We start from the raw sequence: 16,023 nt of genomic DNA on the forward strand, positions 1-16,023 counted from the left end.
TAAGGAGTAGCCCCATGTCACGTATTGCTGCAGTCAGCACGACAACATCCCTGCTTCCGAAGGACATGCTCGACATCGTGTCCTTCTGGCGGCAGGCAGGTCATGAAACCTGTATGTTCTCGTGCGATGACCAAGCGCCTCTGGCACATATTGACCCTGCCGGATTCGACGCCTTGGTAGTGCTTGGTAGCAGCGATACGCTTTGCCCACTCGGTTACAACGAGTCGCTATGGGATAGCGTGCAAGGCTTCGATGCCATCAAGAAGACGGTTGCCGGCATAGGGACTGGGGCATTGGTATTGGCCCATGCCGGCCTGCTGGTTGGCAAGCGTGCTACCTGCAACCCAACACCCGCTGTGATCGCTGACCTCAAACTACACGGCGCCCTATACAGCAATGAATCACCGGTCGTGGCCGGCTGGATCGTAACAGCGACACGAGTGGGCACTCATTCTTTTGCCGAAGCCGTTTTGGATAACTTAGCCGCCGCCAAGGCACCCCGTTTTCATTTACAAGGAGCCAGCCAATGAAGCATTTGATTCCCACCCTGCTGGCCGCAACCATTGCCGCCGTGAGTACGTTGTCGTTTGCGGCAGCTCCTGCACCACAGGACCTGCCACATGAGACATCCATTGGCCAGCTGGAACCTGTGTTTGCGTTCTATGACGCCATGCCGACCGGCGTTACGGTTTCCGAGCAAGGCCGCCTCTTTGTCAATTTCCCACAATGGGGGGACAACGCACCCTTCAGCGTTGGCGAAATACGCGACGGTAAGGTAGTCCCCTACCCTGATCAGGCCATCAATACGCCTGACCAACAGGCACTCGCCAAGCACTTCATCAGCGTGCAAAGCGTTGTAGCGGACGGACAAGGACGTTTATGGGTACTAGATACTGCTGCGCCGAAGTTTAGTGCTCCTCAACCTGGCGGCGCCAAACTGGTCGCGATCGACCTCAATGTGAAGACGCTGGTTTTCCCTGCCAACGTCATCCTGCCGAGTACGTATGTCAATGACATGCGCTTTGACTTCCGTACCGGGAAGGAAGGTACGGTGTATGTCACCGACTCGTCTGTCAGCGGGCCGGGCGCCATCATTGTCATGGACATCGCCACCGGCAAGGCAACTCGCCGTCTTGATGGAGACGTCTCGACCTCTGCCGACAAGCGTTTTATTCCTACCGTGGAAGGCGAAGCCATGCTGGCACGCGGCGCAGATGGAACCGCTAAACCGTTTGGTGTGGCATCCGATGGTATTGCCCTGTCGCCGGACGGTCAGACCCTTTACTTCAGCCCACTTTCGAGCCGCCACCTTTATGCAGTACCAACCCGTCTGTTACGGGACGAGCATGTGACTGAAGCACAACTATCGGCTGCGGTACTGGATATGGGCGAGAAAGGCGCCTCCGATGGCCTTGAAGCCGATGCCAATGGCGCCGTCTATGCCAGTGACTACGAGCACAACGGTATTCGCAAACGGCTTGCCGACGGTACTTGGCAGACCATCGTCCACGATCCTCGTGCAATCTGGCCTGACACCCTGTCCATCGGGCCGGATGGCTATCTCTATTTCACGGCTAATCAGCTAAATCGCCAGGCTGGCTTTCATGGCGGCAAGGATCTGCGTACCAAGCCTTACAGCCTGTTCCGTGTGAAGATCAACGCCGCTCCGGCGCCAACCCACTGATACAGGAGAGTTCGTGATGCACACTTCGGTTCGTATAGGTCATATTGGGCTGAGCTTTCATGCTGCCAGTGCCGCCGTGGTACAACGTATTGTTGAGCGTCATGGCTATCGCGTAGAGAGCGTAGCTGCTCCCCATGAAGATATGTTCAAGCACTATGGCGCTGGAGAAGTGGACTTTTTGGTATCGGCCTGGCTACCGGCCAGTCATGGGGGCTATCTGGCCCCCTATGCCGAACAGACCCGTACCCTGGGCGTTCTGTATCAGCCGTACTGTATCTGGGGCGTGCCGGACTATGTGCCTGCCGAGGCAGTGGCAAGCATCGATGATCTGAAGCGACCTGACGTTGCGGCACATATGAGTCTGCTGATACAGGGCATCAATCCGGGAGCCGGTATCAGCCGCTTTTCGCGCGACATCATCGAGCAGTATGGCCTTGATCAGGTTGGCTATCACTTCGCCAACGGTACGCAAGCCCAGTGTTTCGAGCGATTCGAGCAGGCCGTAGAGCGTCGCGAATGGATCGTCGTCCCCCTCTGGCACCCTCAGTTCCTGCATTACCGCTACGCCATCCGGGCGCTACACGAACCACGCGGCCTTCTGGGCGGCCAGGATGACGCCACGCTGATTGTGCGCGAAGAAACGGCTGCCCATCTGGCGCCGGCACTGCTTGATGAGCTTTCTCAGCTCTCGCTGGGAAACGCCACAGTCAGCGAACTCGATTACTGGATCTGCCGGGAAGGGCTTTCGCCTCTGGAAGCGGCTGATCGCTGGCTGGCCCAATCTTTCACCTGACCTGAGAGAAGATACCTATGAATCTATCTACATTGCTTAGTCAGCGGTACACTACCAAGGCATTCGACCCTTCGCGAAAGATACCGCACGCCACGCTTGAAGAACTGCTTGGTTTGCTACGCCAGAGCCCTTCATCCGTGAACTCACAGCCCTGGCATTTCGTGGTTGCCTCAACTGACGAAGGCAAGGCTCGCTTGGCCGTCTCGACACAAGACACGTTTGTCTACAACCAGCCCAAGGTGCTCAATGCGTCCCACGTCATAGTGCTCTGCACACGCACCGATATGACCGAAGAACATCTTGGCGCCATCCTGGAGCAGGAAGATATCGCTGGTCGCTTCCGGTCTGAAGAAGCCAAGGCCACACAGGACAAGAGCCGTCGTCATTACGTGAGTCTGCATCGCTACGACCAGAAGGATTTGCAGCATTGGATGGAAAAACAAACCTACCTGGCCCTGGGAACGCTATTGCTGGGTGCTGTCAGTCTGGGTGTCGATGCCACGCCTATGGAAGGTTTCGACTCTCGCAGACTGGATGAAGAACTCGGTCTTCGTGAACAGGGCTTCACCAGTCTGGTTCTGGTAAGCCTTGGCTATCGAGCCGATTCAGACTTCAACGCGAGCCTGCCCAAGTCACGCTTGCCAGCTGAGCGCCTGTTCACTTACGTGTGAACAAGCCAGGCGCCAGACAAAGAAACTGTCTGGCGTCTACCCTTTTGGATACAGGCACGAACAGCCGCCTGCCTTGATGATATTCAGGCACAGGCTCGCCGCTAGCGCTCCAGCCAGTCGAACAACGCCTTGTATTGTTGGGTCAACTTGTGGCCAGGGTCCAGATGGATAAGCGGCTTGCTCTGCTGGTGGGACTCTTTCATCTTGACCGACCCCATAAGGTACGTCGGGATAATCGGCATGTCCGTCTTTTCCAGTTCACCTAACAGCGCTCGGGGAACACCGGCATTGGCCTGGAACTGATTGACGACGATACCTTCCACACGCAAACGATCACTGAAGTCCTCCCTGATCTCTTCAATATCAAGAAAGAGCTCACGTAACGCATTAAGCGAAAACGTATCGCAATCAAAAGGAATAAGGCAGCGGTCAGCTGCAATCAAGGCCGATACACTATAAAAATTCAGCGCCGGTGGTGTATCGAGATAGATACGATCGTAATCATCGATCAACTTCTCGAGGTATTTTCCCAGCTTCTGGATCTTATATTTGGCTTCAAGCTTCATCTGAATATCTTCCAGCTCGCGGGAAGCCGTTATGATGCTCAGATTATGAAAGGGCGTCTCGAGAATAGAAGCCTTGGCTTTCTTGGCGGAATCAGAAACCGTTTGCTTGAAGAAGTCGGCAATACCGGCCGGAATCTCGTCGCCTACAAAGCCTGTTAGATAATGAGTGGAATTGGCCTGTGGGTCCAGGTCAATCAGAAGTGTACGAAAGCCCTCAGCTGCGCTGATGGCGGCGAGGTTGCAGGCAATACTGGTCTTGCCCACGCCTCCCTTTTTGTTGAAAACCGCTCTGATCATTTGGTTTGAAAACTGCTCCTTGCATGGTAAGACGGTAGTGAGCACAACACGTTTAAAGCGGCACTCCTTAACCAGAGTCCCGCTTCCGCGTTTTACACTGCCTCGGCCAGACTTTCCCTGGTCAGCCGGACGTCTTGCAGCGCATCAATGCGTGTCGAAAGCTTCTGAGCAAAAGCATCGGCTTCATATTCCGTATAGAACTTGACCGGAATATTATTCAGCCAAACAACCCATGTGGATTCAGCTTGTACTTTTTCTATGCGTATATCCATTTCACATGCTCTAAGCTTTAAAGAAATCGACTTCTCGTTTTTGCGCCTACCTTTTAACCTTCAAGAAATAGATTGTCTATATTTCTATAATAAATAAGTAAGCAAAGCTTAATATTCAGTTGTTTTATTACACTATTATTTCAATAGTATTAAATTTAAGTTTCATTGCGCCTTTATGAGATCATAGTGCTATCAACATAGCTATTATAACGTCTTGCTCGATTGGCTTCTGGCACGCCCTTACGTGTATCAGCATTCACACTAACGCATTGGGTTAAAAAGGTTGTGCCAGACCAGGTTTGCAACTAGGCGGACGGCTCTCGTATAAAAAATACGACAGTGCTCAAGGTCAGCTAGGCAAGCGCGACGATAGGCTCAGACCCAACCGCACCTTACCCGCAGTTAACCTCACTATTTGAAATCCCGGCTCCGGGTATCCAGTCCGTCAAGCAGCTCGCTCAGGTCTGTAAGACGACCCGCGATGAGATGAAGCACTCCTTCCTTTCGTTCAACCGTACCATCGATACGCAGCAGCCTCGACTGCAAAAGCTCGCGTCGTTGCCGCTCGGCAAGGTCACGCCATACGACCACATTGACCATTCCATACTCATCTTCAAGCGTTACAAAGGTGACGCCACTGGCAGTACCAGGGCGCTGCCGACCAACGACGAGGCCGGCAATGCGCGAGAGCTGCCCATGATATCGCTCGGCAAGTTCGCGCGAATCAAGCAGCCGGCGAGTCCTGAGCTCAGCCCTAAGCAGTGCTAATGGATGTGGCCCCAGCGTAGTACCTGTAGCGGCGTAGTCGGTATACAGATCGTCTGCCACAGTAGGCTCTGGTAATTTGACGTCTTCCTCGCTCACCACTGCGCCCTCTGTGAAAAGAGGTAACTGCGGCTCGATAGCTGCCATATTCCAGCGGGCCTGATAGCGATGCCCCACCAGGCTTTTGAGCGCGCCAGCATCTGCCAGACATTCACGCGCTCTGGCATCGAGCCCTGCTCGCAGGCAGAGATCGGCCACACTCAAAAACGGCTGTACCGCACAGGCTTTTTCAATAGCGCGTCCGGCTGATTCCGAAAGCCCTCGAATCATTCGCAAGCCTAATCGGATTGCAGGCTGGTCGGTGTCTGCCTGCTCCAGACTACAGTCCCAATGGCTGTGACAGACGTCGATTGGACGCGTTTCAATACCGTGTCGCCGGGCATCCTGTAACACCTGATCAGGGCTATAAAACCCCATGGGCCAGCTATTGATCAAGGCACAGGCAAAAGCGGCCGGCTCATGGCATTTCAACCAGCAACTGGCATATGTCAGTAACGCAAAGCTGGCTGCATGGGATTCAGGAAACCCATAACTGCCAAAGCCCTGAATCTGCAAAAAAATACGCTCGGCAAATTCCAGGGTATAGCCATTGGCAAGCATGCGTTCGGTCAGTCTTTGCCTATGCGGCTCAAGGCCGCCGTGGCGCTTCCAGGCGGCCATGGAGCGACGCAATTGATCGGCCTCGCCAGGCGTGTAGTCTGCAGCCACAATTGCCAGCTCCATGACCTGCTCCTGAAACAGCGGAACCCCCAAGGTACGCTCGAATACACGCTTCAGGCGGGAGGGATAAGCGATAGGCTCCTCGCCGTTACGGCGGCGCAGATAGGGATGAACCATATCACCCTGGATAGGCCCGGGACGAACGATTGCCACTTCGATGACCAGATCATAAAACGTTTGTGGTTTGAGCCGTGGCAGCATAGCCATCTGGGCCCGTGACTCGATCTGAAAAGTGCCAAGAGTGTCTGCACGACTGATCATGGCATAGGTCTTTCGGTCTTCCTGGGGAATGGTGGCCAGGGTAAGTTCACGTCCCTTATAGTGCCCAATCAGATCGAAGCAGCGGCGTAGCGCGCTAAGCATGCCCAGCGCCAAGATATCTACTTTTAGCAGCCCCATGGCGTCCAGATCGTCCTTGTCCCACTGAATAACGGTACGCTCGGCCATCGCTGCATTTTCTACAGGTACAAGCGTCTCCAGTGATTGCTCCGAAATGACGAATCCACCTGGGTGCTGCGAGAGATGCCGTGGAAAGCCAATCAACTCACCGGCCAAGACGAGCACTCGCTTGAGCAACAGGCTCTCCGGGTCAAAGCCGGCCTCCTGCAGGCGATCCGGAGGCGGTATACGATCGCTCCAGCGACCGCAGCATTCAGCCAGGGCATTGATCTGATCCGCCGGCAAGCCCAGCGCCTTGGCCACGTCACGCACGGCGCCAGCCGCGTGGTAGGTATTGACCACCGCCGTCAGGGCTGCACGTGTGCGCCCGTAACGTTGAAAGACATACTGGATGACCTCTTCACGGCGTTCGTGCTCGAAGTCCACATCGATGTCTGGCGGCTCGTTTCGCTCATGGGAAATAAACCGCTCGAACAGTAAATTGATTCGCGTCGGGTCAAGCTCGGTAATCCCCAGGGCAAAGCATACCGCCGAGTTGGCTGCTGAGCCCCGACCCTGACAGAGAATGCCTTGCTCTCGTGCAAAGCGGACGATGTCATGCACGGTCAGAAAATAACTCTCGTACCGCTTCTGGCAGATCAGCTCAAGTTCACGATCCAGCTGTTTCGTAACAGTGTCCGGCGCACCTTCCGGCCACCGCCAGATACTGCCCTGCTCTACCAACCTGCGTAGCCAGCTACTGGGCGTATGCCCCTGGGGCACCACCTCCGAAGGATAGTGATACTGTAGTTCGGTAAGCCTGAAACGACAGCGCCGGGTAATCTTCACCGACTCGGCCAGCAACGCTGCCGGATAGCACTCAAACAGTGTTTCCAGCGTACGCAGGTGGCGTTCGCCATTGGGGAACAATCGCTGCCCAGCTTCGGCGACCGTTACATGATGCCGAATGGCGGTCATGGTGTCCTGCAAGGCCCGTCGACCTCGTGCGTGCATATGCACATCGCCACAGGCGACCAGAGGCAGATCCAGGGCGGCGCCTAGCGCCTGAAGCCTTACCCATCTTTCGGCATCATCCGGACCATAATGTCGCTCGACACCTACCCATAGGCGCCCGGGAAAGCACTCGCTCAACCAGCTGCCCTGCGCATTATCGTCTGTGTCAGGCAGCCAGATCGCCAGAAGTCCCGAGCAGTGATCGGTAAGGTCCTCCTTGAGTAGACGATAACGGCCCTTTTCCGCACGGCGCCTCGCTCGGGTAATCAGTCGGCACAGATGTTGGTAGCCGATTAGGTCCTCCACCAGCAGCACAACCTTGGGACCTTCACTGATACAGAATTCAGCACCCACAATCAGAGGTAGGCCATGTGTTTGTGCGGCTTGCCAGGCGCGTACGATACCGGCAAGCGTGCACTCATCCGTAATGGCCAGCGCCTCATATCCCAGGCGTTTGGCCCGTTCAAATAACTCATCGGCACTGGAGGCGCCTCGCTGAAAACTGAAATGGGATAAACAGTGCAGCTCCGCATAACCAGTGCTCATGCAAACCACCCATGCAACCACCAACCCGGTCGCTGTGCGATTGCCTGATAAACCCAGGCCAGGCGGCCATTGGGAAGCTCCACCAGATAGTAGTCCCGGCGTATATCGCTGCCGTCCCACCAGCCAGACTCGATCCGCTCGGGACCGGCCAGAATATGGGGTGCCGCCTCGCCCAGTGGAATAGGCTCACGTAACAGCCACGCCGGGCGCTTCCCTTGCGCAAGCATCTGTAGATCACATGATTTGGCATCCTGCCGCCAGGATGCCTCCGGCCGATGATCCCCCTGGCCGCCTACCGCATAGACGGCCGAATCACCAAGGCGTGTTCTGAGGCGTTCGCGTAACTGCTCCCATGACAGCGTCTGCTGCGGTCGCGGTTCAAACAAACTACGGTGCTCCGGTACAAAGGCTGGAAGTTGCTCCGCAACCAGCCGCAACGCCAGAATGGGCGCCGTAACCTGCTGGATTTCCAGCCGCCCACGGGCATATTCAAACAACAGGCCCGCATCCCGTTCGGGTGTCAGGAGTCCTACCGTGATCAGGCTATCCGGTTGCGCACGGTGCTCCAGATACAGCATGAAGCGCTGCACACCACTGTCCCTCCCGGCCAGGTACATGGCCAGATCCAGTGTCAGGCGACGTAACGGAAACAGGATTTGCTGGTTCGACTCCACTTCAAAGTTAAACTCTACCCGCGCATCAAAGGTATCAGGCGGTCGGTAGAAGCCCAGCGCCAATGGCCTTCTACCCAGTAACAGATCGAGTTGGTTCAGCAAACCGGCGGGAAAGCGCCTGGCTATTTCGGCTCTGGGCAGATCCATTACCTGCCTGAGTCGTCTGAACCCCATACGGCCAAGCGATTGCACCAGAGCGTTATCTAGACCAGCCCGGTCCAGCGGCAAGGGGCCGAGCCTTTGCCGCAACTCCGTATCGTTCGCGATAACAAGATCATCCGAGACATTGGCCATAATGCGCGCGGATACAGGATTGGGCGCCAGGGTAATACGATGACTGAAGCCAAGCGCCGCCAACTCGTCATGTAGGCGCCTGGAAAACGCCGGCCAGGGGCCAAACAACGGCATGCTCGATTCAACTTCCAGCAGAAGCGCTCGTGGATAATGCAGACTCACCTGGGCACTGAAGCCATATGCCCAGGCAGCCAGAAGATTCTGGTTGCGCTCGATATCGTCCAGATCGTATTCGGCTGTTGCAAAGCCCGGGCATAAGGTTTGTGCAGCGGCGAGGGTCAACCCTGGCGCCAGCCCCAACGCCCTGGCATGGGCATTGACTGCACGCAGGACGCGCCGTTGTGGCGTACCTCCGAGCAAGACCAGGGGTTCGGTACATTCGGGACGGTGACGCAGCACACCGTCCAGCGCCAGCTGTGGCAGCAGGATACACGCCCATTTCATAGCAGTCCCCTTAGCGCCAGGCAGCCGCAGGAAGAGGAAGTGCTATCGGTTGACCGCCACGGCACTTGAGGATGCGCAGCTGTAACGGGCTGGGCTCTATCACCAACCGTAGGGCAGCAGGTGATGGATTGGCTGCCTCTTCAAGGCTGCGGTAGACAAACGCCAATGTCTGCCCGGTCTCGGCCGCCACTTGTAGCCTGCGTAGCGCCTTGTCATCCGCACGTTCCGGCCAACACAATACCGCACCACAACTGCCCGAGCGAAGGCATTGCTCTGCAGCCCATAAGGTTTCTCGTCCTTTGGCTTCGACGATACCCACCAAGTCCATATCGACCCCAGCGGCGATCCAGGCCTGGGGATAAGGCATGTAAGGGGGCGCAATCAAGGTGACTCGCTCACCGCTTTGCGTCAGCCGGGCAAGCGTAGGCCAAAGCAGCTTGATATCCCCTATTCCAGTATAGGGCAACAGGATCTCAGTCAAGGCAGCCTCAGGCCAGCCGCCAAAAGGCAATCGCTCATCCAGCTCCGCATATCCAGTTGGCTGAGTACCTGTTCTGATCTGAACGCCATGGCCCTTCCAGACCCGACGACTGTCAAGCAGGCCTTCGAGCGCTACCACATTGCTCATGGCATGCCTCCCGCTTTGCGTAGGGCATGGGTCAGCTGGAGATTGTCTCCGGCCAGCGGCTTGAGCAGTAGCCTGAGCAAAGCCAGGCGCGCATGCCGAACCGAATCGAATGCCTTAAAGCGGGGGATGTGCCGATGGGCCTTGACCAGACCGTTATAAGTACCAACGAGGACTGGTTTTTTATATGGCTTGCCTTGTAGGTGATTGGCCTGCTGGGCTTTTGCTAGAACGCCACGTAACCTATCCAACATCTCGTTGAGTAAGTGATCATAGCGAAGCAGTGATGATTGTGGTCGGAACAGAATGACTTGCAGATCAAGCGAGTCGATCGCTTCACTGAGCTTGTCCATGTGGCCCTACCTTGAGCACGACAACGTTTTCAGCATCCTTGCAAGCCGCTGGTTGGAATGTGCTCTTAGGGAGCCTGTGTGCTAGATGAAGATAATCTTCCTGCGCCATCCAACAGACAGGATCGACCTGTTTTTCAGGGCTGAGTCGTCGTAAAAGGGCAAGCATGAACATGGGTGAGACCTCCTCTGCTATTACTGTATAAATAAACAGTAATAAGACAAACGGTATCTCGCAATCTTGACTCCGACGAACGGTATATCAAAAGGCCTTTATTTGACGCGGATTCCTTTTATGCCCCATCGCTAAACGCATAACGTGCTCCACACTTCAAGACCTGTTCAGGCGATTTCCAAGCAGTTCCAGGAAAACCTTTACCCTCAGTGGGATATAGCGCCGAGTCGGTAGTAGCGCCCAGATAGACAGCGCCTGCGGCTGTACATCATCCAGCCTGACCTCTACCAACGAACCGGCCGCCAGCGCTTCATGCACATCCCAATAAGTTAGCTGGGCGAGGCCCAACCCCTGAAGGCAGGCAGTACGAATACCTTCAAGGCTGCTGCTGGAAAACCGCCCCTCCACCCGAATCGAGCGCACCTGCTGCCCTGCCATGAAAGGCCAGTGCTGAAGGCCGTTCAACAGGAGACAGGCGTGATCAGCCAGCTCACCGGAATTAACAGGCGTACCATTGAGGCGCAGATAATCCGGGGAGGCGCACAACACACGTGGATTGACTGCCAGCTGACGTGCGATCAGGTTCGAGTCTCGCAAAGGTGCAATACGAATGGCTACATCGATACCGCTCCCCACGATATCGACAATGTTATCACTCAGATTCAAATCCACCTTCAAGGCAGGATGCTCTGCCAAGAGCCGGGGTAACAAAGGCGCAATCACCGTGCGGCCAAAAACGGCTGGCGCGGTAATCTTGAGCACACCACGAGCGCCAGAGGCCTCTGGAGAAAGCGTAGCACGTGCAGCCTCCTCGGCCTCCAGCATGGTCTGGGCATACGGTAAAAACGCCTCGCCTTCAGGCGTCAGCGATACGGAGCGGGTCGTGCGGTGAATCAGCCGAACCCGCAACTCACGCTCCAATCCCGCCAGCCGACGTGAAACGGACATAGGCGTCATACCGAGGCGGCGGGCCGCACCTGACAAACTCCCCGCCGCTGCAATGGCTGCCAGGACGCCAACATCTTTCATATCCATAGACTTTAACGCCTACCGTTATACCGGTTACTCATCTGTGCAGGCTACAGAAGCACTCAAGATCTCGCTATCGTAACCACACGACCCATCTTCAAGCCTATCGATAAAGGCTTGGCAAACTTCTCTTTGCATTAAAGCCTTTGGAGACATCATCCCATGGTCAAGACACTTTTCACTCATTTCGATATAAACGGCGTATCGTTAAACAACCGCCTCGCCGTAGCGCCCATGACACGTGTCAGTGCCAATGAGGACGGGACCCCGAACGACACCATGAATCGTTACTACGAGCGCTTTGCATGTGGTGGGTTTGGGTTGATCATCACGGAAGGCCTGTATACCGATCAGGCTTACGCCCAGGGTTATGCGTATCAGCCTGGGATGAGCGATAACGAGCAAGCCCAGGCCTGGAAACCTCTTGTGGATACCCTGCATGCCCAGGACAGCAAGGCCTTTGCCCAACTCATGCATGCCGGTGCGTTGACTCAAGGTAATCGTTTCCGTAATGACACCCTCGCCCCCTCGGCCCTCCAACCCAAGGGCGAGCAGATGACGTTCTACCGTGGTCAAGGGTCTTATCCCCTGCCAAAGGCAATGACCGAAGCAGACATCGCTGATGTCATCAGCAGCTTTGCCCAGGCAGCCAAGCGGGCGGTAGAGATTGCAGGATTCGATGGCATAGAGATCCATGGCGCTAATGGCTACCTGCTCGATCAGTTCTTTACCGACTACACCAACACGCGTGATGACCGTTGGGGTGGCGATATTCGCCAACGCCTTTCATTGAGTCTTGAAGTATATAAAGCGGTTCGCTCTGCAGTCGGGGCTAACGTGCCCGTGGGAATTCGCATCTCCCAAGGCAAGGTGAACGACTTCGAGCACAAATGGAAAGAAGGCGAAGCAGGAGCAGAAATTGTATTTGGTACGCTGGCCGAAGCGGGTATCGACTTCATCCACGTCACCGAGCATGAAGCGTGGCAGCCTGCCTTTGGCGAAGGTCCTAGCCTTGCAGCACTGGCACGTCGTTATGCACCCGGTGTTACAGTTATCGCCAACGGCAAATTGCATGACCCGGAGCGGGCAGCACAGGCGCTGGAAGACGGCGCCGATCTGATTGCCATTGGACGCGGTTCGCTGGCCAACCCCGACTGGCCGCACAAGGTGGAGAACGCACAGGCACTGGCCGAATTCGATCCTAGCCTGCTAGGGCCGATTGCCCATATCAAGGCATCCGAAACACTCTGATGCCTAGGCCTTTACCAAAATAATATTCAAGCGATACAGCCACCCAAACGGCCAGACATTTGTCTGGCCGTTTTGCTTCAGCTCTACGTGCTACCGCCTTACGCTACTGGACAACAGCTCGCCCTTAACCCTTATTTTTCTGCCTTGAATGTCGATGCGATCAGGCTCTTCGCCCTCTTAATGTATCTTCCCACAAGGTCCTTGTAGCTGGGCCAATCAAAATCCGGTTATTTATGTAAAGCTCGCTTTACATATCTCATAAGATGGTCAATGATGGAAAGGAGACTTTACATCCAGGAGCATTACATGTCCCGGTATCACTATGAGTTAGGCGCTGCACTTCTTCTTTATAGTACCGTTCTGGTCGCATCCCTGATCCTGCTGCGGCATCTTGAAGGCGCTAGTCTGGCAGTACAGACAGTGGTTTCGTTATTGCCCATCGCCCCGGCCGGGTTGATGTGTTGGGCGATCGTCCGGCAGCTTCGCCGCCTTGATGAGATGCACCTGCGCATCCAACTTGAAGCGCTCGGCTTTGCCTTTGCAGCTTCCGCCCTGCTGACCTTCAGTTATGGGTTTCTTGAAAACGTAGGTTTTCCCCATATCAGCTGGCACATGGTGTGGCCAATCATGGGACTCATGTGGATGATAGGGCTGAGAATAGCGACGCTACGTTACCGATGAAAAACAGACTCAAGGAGCTGCGCGCCGAACGTAACTGGTCCCAGGCCGATCTCGCCTCGCAGCTCGACGTTTCCCGACAAACCATCAACGCCATTGAAAACGGCCGCTACGACCCTAGCCTGCCACTGGCCTTTCAGATAGCACGGATTTTTGCCTTACCTATCGAGGCAATCTTTGATGATGAACAATAAGGGTTACTAATACATTCAGACATGAGTGTACTTTCATGGCTTAGATGGCTTCTAGTGTCCCAAGCACAGCCAGCCATTGAGCTTTAATCTCAGGCTAACTGCCGCCTAGCCTGCTATGCGCAAGGATCATGTGATGCGGTAGCTCAAAATTCTTGTGCGATTTGAGCGACATTTACGCTGTCTGATTGAGACATAACCGGCAGGCTTAGCAGGTCCCGTCGTCCATTCAGAAAGGGGCTGGTTGGATAAGGTTGTATCTGCAAATACTGTAATTGCACCAAAATCCCCTTCGAGGATATAGCGATTCTTACAGCATGAAACCGACTCTATTTCCCCAAAAGTGGCGAAACCATCAGATTCAGTTCCATGGATGTGCCTAACACCTGAGTTAAGCTGCGCCACGAAGCGGCGTCGGCTTGGATGAATTTTAGCCCATATCATCGCACTTCAGCAGCCGCCAGTACCGACTGGATGAAAGGCCCCTTTGCCGCCTGATAGGCGCTCTTGTCCGATGAATATTGCGCCGCCAGACTAAGCTTGAGTTCCTGATAGGCCGACCGAAGCGCGCTGTCGGAACGAAGCAGGTTCCGGAACGCCAGATGCTCCATCCAGAAAGCGGAGCCAAGCTCCACTGCGTGGACGTGCACGCGCAGCGGGCCAGTGGACTTAACAAAATATCGCCTGTTTAGCAGCTCTCGCTCATACCTTGCGACATACTCGTAGCCAGCGCTTACCAGATCAGGAATTTTCGACTCGATGGCCGTAAGACTTCGGGCGCCCACTAAAATGTCCAGGACGGGTTTCGCGGCCAGGCCCGGCACGGAGGTACTGCCAATATGCTCAATCTCCATAGTGCATGGTGACAGCACGTGCAGCAGCTCTTCGCGGATCGCGCAGAATGCTTTTGGCCACTCAGGAGAATATGGGCTAACTACGACAATGGCCATGCGGGCTAGCGTTCGATATGAGCGACATGTCTCGGCTTGTCAGGATACAGAGGTTAAGCAACACGTACTGGATTTGGCGCTTCATGACTTCTTCTTTGCTTTTGTCAGGACGCCGCTCTCATACCTGGCGTCTAGCATGGCTGAGAACTCCTGAAAGTCGTGTGCGGACTCAGGGGCTACGTACATCAGTTCTCCGAAGGTTTTTGCATAGTCTTCCAAGTACAAGCCTTCGTCTCCGTAGTACTTGTTGGCAAATGAGCTACCCTCGTCATTTAGATCTTTATCAATGAACTTGCCATCACAGTATTTGAAGAAGAACTCGGTAGCAGATAAATCGCCGTTGATTACGGCTTGAACCGCTTTTGGTTTCCCTTCTGTGTGCAGCTCGCCTGCCCATCCTTTGATAAAGCACCACTTGAGAAAGAGTGCAATGTGTGTTCCACCGTTCTCTTGGGGCTGATCCGCGGGAAAATCTCCATCGTAGTGCCACTTTGCGTCGTCATATTTCATATTCGTCCTTGCGGCGCTTAACGTTTGGTTGAGGGTCGCGCTTTAATCAGTCTCAGCGAACGAAACAAACCATCTAAACCACTCGTTAGGCCTCGCGCAAAATGGAAACCACGAATTCTTCTTTTGCATTAGTGTAAGCCTCCCGATCTACGGAGTGCATGATGGCGAGTTTGGTCTTTAGCTCTGTATATCTTGCTGCGCACTCGGAGTTAGACCGTAGCTTATCTCTGAATTTTAGTCGTTCATGCCAGATTTTACTACCATGGACAACAAGATGAAGATGATGCGTTCGATGCCCGTTTGCCCAACGCATAAACCACTTTCGATCTGACAATGACTCGTTGAACTCAGCAGAAGTGTTATAGCCCGATTCACACAATGGCAACGCAAGTCGTTCGGCAATTGATATGGACTCAACGCCGGCAATAATATCGATGATTGGTTTGGAAGTAAGACCATGAATTGCGGTGCTTCCGATGTGCTGAATGTCTATAAAGACATCTTGGAACAGAGACATGAGACGTTCTCGCTCAGCTTCAAACACCTTAGGCCAAGAGGAGTCGTACGAGTGCAACTCCACGTTTTCGTTGATAGCAGCGAGAAGCGACTCTTCTTCGGTCATATTTGTTTTTCTTCTAGGCCTAACACCTGAGTTAAGCCGACCTGCGCAGCAGGTTCGGCTTGGACAAATAGCTAGACGGCGCACTACGTATACTGATGCTACACCAGCCCGGCTGCCTGGACCTCTTCTGAGGTTGCAGCGACGAAAGCTGATAGTGGGTGCTTAGCACAGTCCGGGCAGACGGCCGAACGTGGCATAGGTGACCTGGCCACTAAGTCGAAAAAGTCTGTCGTGCATTCCTTGCACCCCAAAGCAAGCCGGTGGCAGCTTGGGCACGCGATCAATTGGAGCGCTATCTGGCTGCATACCGAACACTCGACGTCTCGCATTGTCCATGTGGGATTATCGATGAGCATACTAAGCCGCTAACGTTTGCTTAAGGGGCGGGCTTTAGCCCGTCCCAGAGAGCGAAGCGAACGATTTGAAGGCTGTAATGGACTCTCCCTGCACCACATTTCTTCTAT

17 protein-coding genes are annotated in these 16,023 nt (G+C 54.7%); 7 read left to right on the forward strand and 10 right to left on the reverse strand.

Features of this window, described 5'->3' with window-relative positions; all coding sequences use genetic code 11:
• The first annotated feature begins 14 nt into the window (after positions 1–14).
• The 4 genes from GM154_RS22120 to nfsB are packed head-to-tail and all read left to right on the forward strand — an operon-like array spanning position 15 to position 3,148.
• Complete coding sequence (locus tag GM154_RS22120; protein ID WP_219653375.1) at positions 15–530, forward strand: DJ-1/PfpI family protein; 516 nt, start codon at positions 15–17, stop codon at positions 528–530.
• The gene (locus GM154_RS22125) at positions 527–1,684 is read left to right on the forward strand and encodes an SMP-30/gluconolactonase/LRE family protein (protein ID WP_258019986.1); all 1,158 of its coding nucleotides are present in this window, start codon (positions 527–529) and stop codon (positions 1,682–1,684) included. Before GM154_RS22120 ends, GM154_RS22125 begins: the two co-directional genes overlap by 4 nt.
• 16 nt (positions 1,685–1,700) lie before the next feature.
• Positions 1,701–2,477 (forward strand): glycine betaine ABC transporter substrate-binding protein, encoded by a 777-nt coding sequence (locus GM154_RS22130; RefSeq protein ID WP_219653376.1) that lies wholly within the window; start codon positions 1,701–1,703, stop codon positions 2,475–2,477.
• 17 nt (positions 2,478–2,494) lie between these two features.
• Positions 2,495–3,148 carry an oxygen-insensitive NAD(P)H nitroreductase gene (nfsB, locus tag GM154_RS22135; RefSeq protein WP_219653377.1) on the forward strand — a complete coding sequence of 218 codons (654 nt, stop codon included), beginning with the start codon at positions 2,495–2,497 and terminating at the stop codon, positions 3,146–3,148.
• Between the two features lie 101 nt (positions 3,149–3,249).
• Here the strand turns inward: nfsB and GM154_RS22140 are convergent, their stop codons facing one another.
• From GM154_RS22140 to GM154_RS22170, 7 genes are all read right to left on the reverse strand, one after another.
• On the reverse strand, positions 3,250–4,011 hold the full coding sequence (locus GM154_RS22140) for a ParA family protein (RefSeq protein ID WP_219653378.1): 762 nt from the start codon (positions 4,009–4,011) through the stop codon (positions 3,250–3,252).
• A gap of 92 nt (positions 4,012–4,103) precedes the next feature.
• Positions 4,104–4,283 (reverse strand): hypothetical protein, encoded by a 180-nt coding sequence (locus GM154_RS22145; protein ID WP_074829264.1) that lies wholly within the window; start codon positions 4,281–4,283, stop codon positions 4,104–4,106.
• 411 nt (positions 4,284–4,694) lie between these two features.
• On the reverse strand, positions 4,695–7,787 hold the full coding sequence (locus GM154_RS22150; RefSeq protein WP_219653379.1) for an error-prone DNA polymerase: 3,093 nt from the start codon (positions 7,785–7,787) through the stop codon (positions 4,695–4,697).
• Positions 7,763–9,178, reverse strand: coding sequence for a DNA polymerase Y family protein (locus GM154_RS22155; protein WP_219653380.1), 1,416 nt, complete (start codon positions 9,176–9,178; stop codon positions 7,763–7,765). The genes GM154_RS22150 and GM154_RS22155 overlap by 25 nt, the downstream gene beginning before the upstream one ends.
• Positions 9,179–9,188: 10 nt before the next feature.
• A complete protein-coding gene (gene imuA, locus GM154_RS22160) occupies positions 9,189–9,806 on the reverse strand; it encodes a translesion DNA synthesis-associated protein ImuA (protein ID WP_219653381.1) in 618 nt (205 codons plus the stop codon).
• Entirely contained in the window at positions 9,803–10,156 is a 354-nt protein-coding gene (locus GM154_RS22165) for a hypothetical protein (protein WP_219653382.1), read from the reverse strand. Before GM154_RS22165 ends, imuA begins: the two co-directional genes overlap by 4 nt.
• Before the next feature lie 328 nt (positions 10,157–10,484).
• Complete coding sequence (locus GM154_RS22170) at positions 10,485–11,363, reverse strand: LysR substrate-binding domain-containing protein (protein WP_125889197.1); 879 nt, start codon at positions 11,361–11,363, stop codon at positions 10,485–10,487.
• Positions 11,364–11,519: 156 nt separating this feature from the next.
• Between GM154_RS22170 and GM154_RS22175 the strand changes: the two genes are divergently transcribed.
• The 3 genes from GM154_RS22175 to GM154_RS22185 all read left to right on the forward strand — a co-directional run bounded on the left by GM154_RS22175 (position 11,520) and on the right by GM154_RS22185 (position 13,480).
• Positions 11,520–12,608 carry an NADH:flavin oxidoreductase gene (locus GM154_RS22175; RefSeq protein WP_219653383.1) on the forward strand — a complete coding sequence of 363 codons (1,089 nt, stop codon included), beginning with the start codon at positions 11,520–11,522 and terminating at the stop codon, positions 12,606–12,608.
• 306 nt (positions 12,609–12,914) lie between these two features.
• A complete protein-coding gene (locus GM154_RS22180) occupies positions 12,915–13,289 on the forward strand; it encodes a hypothetical protein (protein WP_074829237.1) in 375 nt (124 codons plus the stop codon).
• Positions 13,286–13,480 (forward strand): helix-turn-helix transcriptional regulator, encoded by a 195-nt coding sequence (locus GM154_RS22185; RefSeq protein WP_074829234.1) that lies wholly within the window; start codon positions 13,286–13,288, stop codon positions 13,478–13,480. The genes GM154_RS22180 and GM154_RS22185 overlap by 4 nt, the downstream gene beginning before the upstream one ends.
• A gap of 437 nt (positions 13,481–13,917) precedes the next feature.
• Here the strand turns inward: GM154_RS22185 and GM154_RS22190 are convergent, their stop codons facing one another.
• The 3 genes from GM154_RS22190 to GM154_RS22200 form a co-directional block, all read right to left on the reverse strand.
• Positions 13,918–14,427, reverse strand: coding sequence for a GrpB family protein (locus GM154_RS22190; RefSeq protein WP_125889199.1), 510 nt, complete (start codon positions 14,425–14,427; stop codon positions 13,918–13,920).
• A gap of 81 nt (positions 14,428–14,508) precedes the next feature.
• Complete coding sequence (locus tag GM154_RS22195; RefSeq protein ID WP_125889200.1) at positions 14,509–14,937, reverse strand: hypothetical protein; 429 nt, start codon at positions 14,935–14,937, stop codon at positions 14,509–14,511.
• Between the two features lie 85 nt (positions 14,938–15,022).
• Entirely contained in the window at positions 15,023–15,559 is a 537-nt protein-coding gene (locus tag GM154_RS22200; protein ID WP_219653384.1) for a GrpB family protein, read from the reverse strand.
• Between the last annotated feature and the right edge of the window lie 464 nt (positions 15,560–16,023).

It is taken from the genome of Pseudomonas sp. MAG002Y (assembly GCF_019400845.1).
Taxonomy (GTDB): Bacteria; Pseudomonadota; Gammaproteobacteria; order Pseudomonadales; family Pseudomonadaceae; genus Chryseomonas; species Chryseomonas luteola.

What these genes read in the sequence shown, in the direction of transcription:
- GM154_RS22200 (WP_219653384.1), bottom strand. Translation starts at nt 15,559, where the DNA reads ATGACCGAAGAAGAGTCGCTTCTCGCTGCTATCAACGAAAACGTGGAG.
- GM154_RS22140 (WP_219653378.1), bottom strand. Translation starts at nt 4,011, where the DNA reads ATGATCAGAGCGGTTTTCAACAAAAAGGGAGGCGTGGGCAAGACCAGT.
- GM154_RS22175 (WP_219653383.1), top strand. Translation starts at nt 11,520, where the DNA reads ATGGTCAAGACACTTTTCACTCATTTCGATATAAACGGCGTATCGTTA.
- GM154_RS22185 (WP_074829234.1), top strand. Translation starts at nt 13,286, where the DNA reads ATGAAAAACAGACTCAAGGAGCTGCGCGCCGAACGTAACTGGTCCCAG.
- GM154_RS22145 (WP_074829264.1), bottom strand. Translation starts at nt 4,283, where the DNA reads ATGGATATACGCATAGAAAAAGTACAAGCTGAATCCACATGGGTTGTT.
- GM154_RS22170 (WP_125889197.1), bottom strand. Translation starts at nt 11,363, where the DNA reads ATGGATATGAAAGATGTTGGCGTCCTGGCAGCCATTGCAGCGGCGGGG.
- nfsB (WP_219653377.1), top strand. Translation starts at nt 2,495, where the DNA reads ATGAATCTATCTACATTGCTTAGTCAGCGGTACACTACCAAGGCATTC.
- GM154_RS22125 (WP_258019986.1), top strand. Translation starts at nt 527, where the DNA reads ATGAAGCATTTGATTCCCACCCTGCTGGCCGCAACCATTGCCGCCGTG.
- GM154_RS22130 (WP_219653376.1), top strand. Translation starts at nt 1,701, where the DNA reads ATGCACACTTCGGTTCGTATAGGTCATATTGGGCTGAGCTTTCATGCT.
- imuA (WP_219653381.1), bottom strand. Translation starts at nt 9,806, where the DNA reads ATGAGCAATGTGGTAGCGCTCGAAGGCCTGCTTGACAGTCGTCGGGTC.
- GM154_RS22180 (WP_074829237.1), top strand. Translation starts at nt 12,915, where the DNA reads ATGTCCCGGTATCACTATGAGTTAGGCGCTGCACTTCTTCTTTATAGT.
- GM154_RS22195 (WP_125889200.1), bottom strand. Translation starts at nt 14,937, where the DNA reads ATGAAATATGACGACGCAAAGTGGCACTACGATGGAGATTTTCCCGCG.
- GM154_RS22155 (WP_219653380.1), bottom strand. Translation starts at nt 9,178, where the DNA reads ATGAAATGGGCGTGTATCCTGCTGCCACAGCTGGCGCTGGACGGTGTG.
- GM154_RS22120 (WP_219653375.1), top strand. Translation starts at nt 15, where the DNA reads ATGTCACGTATTGCTGCAGTCAGCACGACAACATCCCTGCTTCCGAAG.
- GM154_RS22190 (WP_125889199.1), bottom strand. Translation starts at nt 14,427, where the DNA reads ATGGCCATTGTCGTAGTTAGCCCATATTCTCCTGAGTGGCCAAAAGCA.
- GM154_RS22165 (WP_219653382.1), bottom strand. Translation starts at nt 10,156, where the DNA reads ATGGACAAGCTCAGTGAAGCGATCGACTCGCTTGATCTGCAAGTCATT.